Source organism: Chamaesiphon sp. VAR_69_metabat_338 (assembly GCF_031423935.1).
Classification (GTDB): Bacteria; Cyanobacteriota; Cyanobacteriia; order Cyanobacteriales; family Chamaesiphonaceae; genus Chamaesiphon.
Genome location: NZ_JANPGM010000178.1, coordinates 1 through 4,586, shown reverse-complemented (window position 1 = coordinate 4,586; position 4,586 = coordinate 1). Strand labels below are relative to the sequence as shown.

4 protein-coding genes and 1 pseudogene are annotated in these 4,586 nt (G+C 49.6%); 3 read left to right on the top strand and 2 right to left on the bottom strand.

All coding sequences use genetic code 11. The features are described 5' to 3' along the window. Positions 1-115: 115 nt before the first annotated feature. Positions 116-1,300: pseudogene (locus tag RMO84_RS05260) on the top strand (AAA family ATPase); the annotation flags it as partial. Between the two features lie 317 nt (positions 1,301-1,617). Here the strand turns inward: RMO84_RS05260 and ruvX are convergent. Together ruvX and RMO84_RS05250 are read right to left on the bottom strand one after the other, a co-directional pair. Beyond that, on the bottom strand, positions 1,618-2,034 hold the full coding sequence (gene ruvX / locus RMO84_RS05255) for a Holliday junction resolvase RuvX (RefSeq protein WP_310487423.1): 417 nt from the start codon (positions 2,032-2,034) through the stop codon (positions 1,618-1,620). Positions 2,035-2,242: 208 nt separating this feature from the next. Beyond that, on the bottom strand, positions 2,243-3,193 hold the full coding sequence (locus RMO84_RS05250; RefSeq protein ID WP_310487422.1) for a DUF5895 domain-containing protein: 951 nt from the start codon (positions 3,191-3,193) through the stop codon (positions 2,243-2,245). Positions 3,194-3,608: 415 nt separating this feature from the next. On the opposite strand from RMO84_RS05250, the gene rpsT reads away from it, so the two are divergent. Both rpsT and RMO84_RS05240 read left to right on the top strand, forming a co-directional pair. Beyond that, positions 3,609-3,884 carry a 30S ribosomal protein S20 gene (gene rpsT / locus RMO84_RS05245; RefSeq protein ID WP_310487421.1) on the top strand — a complete coding sequence of 92 codons (276 nt, stop codon included), beginning with the start codon at positions 3,609-3,611 and terminating at the stop codon, positions 3,882-3,884. Between the two features lie 182 nt (positions 3,885-4,066). After that, the coding region (locus RMO84_RS05240; RefSeq protein WP_310487420.1) for a TatD family hydrolase at positions 4,067-4,586 on the top strand (520 nt) is incomplete at its 3' end.

The window sequence follows — 4,586 nt, the reverse complement described above, 5'->3', positions numbered from 1 at the left end:
ACGATGTCGGTCGGCGGCCCGAACTGCGGAGCGCTGCGTGCGGGGACTCGCTTGCGCTGTTCCACGTAGGTAAGGATCGTGCCGTTGGCGTCGGTCAGGGTCGGCTTCGGTCCACGAAAAACTCCAGCAAGAGCGGGAAGTCAAAGAATCCGAACTCGCCGCCGTCCAAGTCCAAGGCTCCACGCTGCTCCGCGAACAAGTTTCGGACAACGATATCGCCGAAATCGTCGCCAAATGGACGGGCATCCCCGTCAACCGCTTGCTGGCCTCCGAACGCCAAAAGCTCCTCCAACTCGAATCCCACCTGCACAACCGCGTAATCGGCCAGCATGAAGCCGTCAGTGCCGTCTCCGCCGCCATTCGTCGCGCCCGTGCGGGGATGCAAGATCCCCACCGCCCGATCGGCTCGTTCCTATTTATGGGGCCGACTGGTGTTGGTAAAACCGAACTCGCCCGCGCCCTAGCGGAATTTCTGTTCGACAGCGAAGAGGCGATGGTGCGACTGGATATGTCCGAATATATGGAGAAACACGCAGTTTCCCGTCTGATTGGTGCCCCTCCGGGCTATGTCGGCCATGAAGACGGCGGTCAACTCACGGAAGCCGTGCGCCGCCACCCTTATTGCGTTGTGTTATTCGACGAAATCGAAAAAGCGCATCCCGATGTCTTTAATATCCTGCTCCAAGTCCTCGATGATGGGCGGATTACTGACTCCAAGGGCAAAACTGTCAATTTCTGCAACACGGTAATTGTGATGACCAGTAATATTGCCAGCGAGCAGATTATCACGACCTTACTCAATCCCAATCGCGACCATACCCAAACCAACGATCTGCGCGAACAGGTAACTAATACCCTCCGCACCCATTTCCGGCCAGAATTTATCCAGCGGATTGACGAACTGACGATCTTTGAACCGCTCAAGAAGACCGAACTTCGCCAAATTGTGACGATTCAAATCCATCGGATCGAAAAGATGCTGGCAAATCAAAAGATCGAGATTCAACTCTCCACCGCCGCCCAAGATTATCTTGCCGATGTCGGCTACGATCCGATCTATGGTGCCAGACCGCTCAAACGCGCCATTCAACGCGAATTACAAAATCCGATCGCCACCAAGATTCTGGAAACTACCTTCGGGGCAGGCGATACGATTTTCGTCGATTGTATCGTGAGCGGCTCCGCGCCAGTTGAGACTCGATCGCTTACCTTCAATACCAAACCAGTAGCTAAAGCAAAAAAATCGACTCCGGCAGTTATCCCCGAAGTGATTCTACCAGCCGTTACCGTGGAGGGCTAGCAGGTGACTAGTAAAATTAGCGTGTAAGTTCGATCGTCGTCAATTTCGATCTTGCCAGTTGTTATTTGTTTGAGCTTTGCTCGATTAATTTGTTAGTAACCTCGCATCATTCTTGATGCATCGATCGCACAGACAAACTGGTACTATGTTCGAGATGGTGAGGGTACCCACAAGCGGCGTTTTTTATTCGGGGGTTCCCCCCGAATAAAAAAAACATCAAGAAGGGGCACCCCTACAGATTTTGGTGGTGTAACGATAACCTGTAGGGGCGGTGCCTCGTGCCCGCCCTGCACCAATGTCGATTGCACAAATGGTCGTTACCGTCTTTCATCTAGCCATTGTTGTAAGATTACCGCCGCTGCGATTCGATCGATCGTCGCTTTATTTTGCGAAACAGAAATATTTGCCGCCTTCATCATTTCTTCCGCAGCATAAGAAGTCAACCGTTCGTCCACATACTCGATCGGCAATTCGATAACAGCGGCGACGCGACGGGCAAATTTCTGCACTTGTTTAGCTTGAGAGCCTAAATTACCGTCCATCGTATAGGGTAAACCCAGCACGAGGATCTCGACTTGTCGATCGAGGATAATCTCATTTAATTGGGCGATATCTTCCTGAAACGAACTGCGCCAAATCGTCGTAATCCCAGTAGCAATCAACCCTAAGCCATCACAACCAGCCACCCCAATTCGCTTATTCCCAACATCTAATCCTAATGCGGCAACTCTCATACTGGTATTTATCTCGCAACCGTCTTGCGGCGCGCTTGCGCGATCGACATTGCGAAACATCCTGAAGATTTAAGATCGCAAAAAAATAGAGACACTATCGATAATGTCTCTATTGTACGGGATATTGAATTTGCGGATGGAATCGCGCTGAGGTTTCCTCAGCATGCGTTCCACCAAGCAGGCGGATCGAGATGATTAACTCATGCGGTTAGGCAACGAATTCTTGGGGAAATTCATCTTCTACTCTGTCCGTCGCACTCAATAGCTGCGATTGCGGCAAAGTTAATTCGGTTGTCGGCGTTAACAAATTGAGGAAGCGGTTGGCAACCTCATCTTGGCGTCCCAAAAAGAACTGATCCCAATTGGCTTGGGTAGGGGCAACGTGGCTGTGAACTTTACAGGCGGGGGATTTAGCGTTATTACCCGCCAGCTCGCGTTTGACGGTGAACTGGAAGACACACAGGCTATTGAATCGGGCATCTTTCGCGCGAGCGGGAATGGCATTGGCGATCGCGTGACACTTGGTAACTTCAGTCACTAGTTGCTGCCAATGGAAGCTAAAGCTGGCTTGATTCGCACCTTTCGCTACGTACGCAAAACCGATTTCATGTAATGGTTGATTGTGTTCGTCTAACAGCAATACTTCATAGCATTGTGCCGTGCCATACTTTTCGCGGTTGCTATAGAGTTGTTTGCTATATTGTCCGGCGACTACCAATCGTCCTTCGGAACGCGAGAGCTGTCTGTCAAAGGCAAATAATGGCGAACGTGGTACTACCAGCATCCGAGGCGATTGAATCAATAGCCCGCGTTCTTTGCCGCCACTGTTATATTCATAGACAATCGTCTCACTCTCATCGATCGACTTCCAGCCAGCTTTGGCCATTTCTGCTTCAGTGATGAAGTAGCCGCACTCACTGGCACCATTTTCGCCGCGTAATGCTTGGATGCGGGGTAGCCGTGCGTTGGGGTTGACGTATTCAGGAGCGGCAAAGCGATCGCGAACTTCTGCTGCACTGGGTACTACTTGTGTTTCCTGAAGATCGACGATTGTCGAGCCATTGCTGGTGGATGTTGCCGTCCCAGTTGTGCCAGTGGCGGGGATGTGATTGTAGTCAGCAGTATTGTCTTTAGTTGCTCTGGTTTTGGAGTAAGTCATAGATCTGCTCGCTCGGTAATTTTAAAGTTCTTTGGTGGGGGTGCGCTCGACCCTTGTTAGTACAAGTATATCACAGTTTCGGGAAAATAGTACATAAGCCCTAAGAAATATGTGAGTCTTAATAGCGAAATTGACAGACTCACCTCTTGCACCAGCGGCTCGCGCTCTGGAGGTTCCCTCTAGATTGAACGAGACAAGACAACCATAAAGAATAGTAAAAACGCCGCTTGTGGGTACCCTGGACAACGGTTAATTCAAGCCAATCTTGGCACGCATTTGGTCGGTAGCTCGATCGCCCCTGCTCTGTCGATCGGTGCATTTAAATGCAGATCTTGTTATTTTCGGGATTGGTATGCTATGCTTATATGTCTGACAATATGTCAAATTTTAAACGCAAGTTTTCCCAGGGCTAACTGTGGCAAATATTAAGTCTGCAATCAAACGTGTCGAAATCGCCGAGCGGAATCGGCTTCGGAATAAATCTCATAAGTCTGCGGTACGGACGCTGATGAAGAAATACTTCACAGCCGTCGATAAGCATACTGCCGAACCTACAGCCGAATCTTCGGCTGAAGTGCAAAAGTGTATGTCTGAGGCTTTTCAAAAGATCGATAAAGCCGTCCAAAAAGGTGTGTTGCACCGAAATAATGGTGCTAATAAGAAAGCTCGTCTGGCCAAAGTCCTTAAGTAAGACTGCTTGATTCTCAACTAGAGAATCGCTCGCCTGATTTCTGCGATCTGTTGGATAAAGCGAGCGGGCTAACACAATGCCCTCAATCTGTTGTCTCTCGATCGAGAGCGGCTATGAGCGAGCGAGTGTTGCCGCACTCAGGCTAAAAAGTACGCCAACGAACCCAAGTTAACCCGTGCTAAATGCAGCTAATTGATACTCACGTTCATATCAACTTTGATGCCTTCGAGGCGGATCTAGAGGCTGTACGCGATCGCTGGCAAGCAAATGGAGTCGTACAACTAGTACATTCTTGCGTGACGCCAGCAGAGTTTTCCAAAACTCAGCAATTAGCCGATCGTTTTCCCGAGCTATTTTTTGCTGTTGGTTTGCATCCTTTGGATGCTGATTTGTGGCAGCCAGATTTGGGAGAACTGATTGGTGAGTTAGCCAGTAGCGATCGACGAGTAGTGGCGATCGGTGAAATGGGACTAGACTTTTTCAAAGCCGATAACCATGAGTGGCAGATTGATGTCTTCCGATCTCAATTACAAATTGCCAAAACCCTAGATTTACCAGTCATCATTCACTGTCGAGATGCAGCCGTTGCCATGCGCAAAATTTGTCAAGAGTTTTGGGCAGAATTCGGCTCTGTACGCGGTGTGATGCATTGCTGGACTGGAACTCCAACCGAAACTCAATGGTTTCTGGATTTGGGGTTCT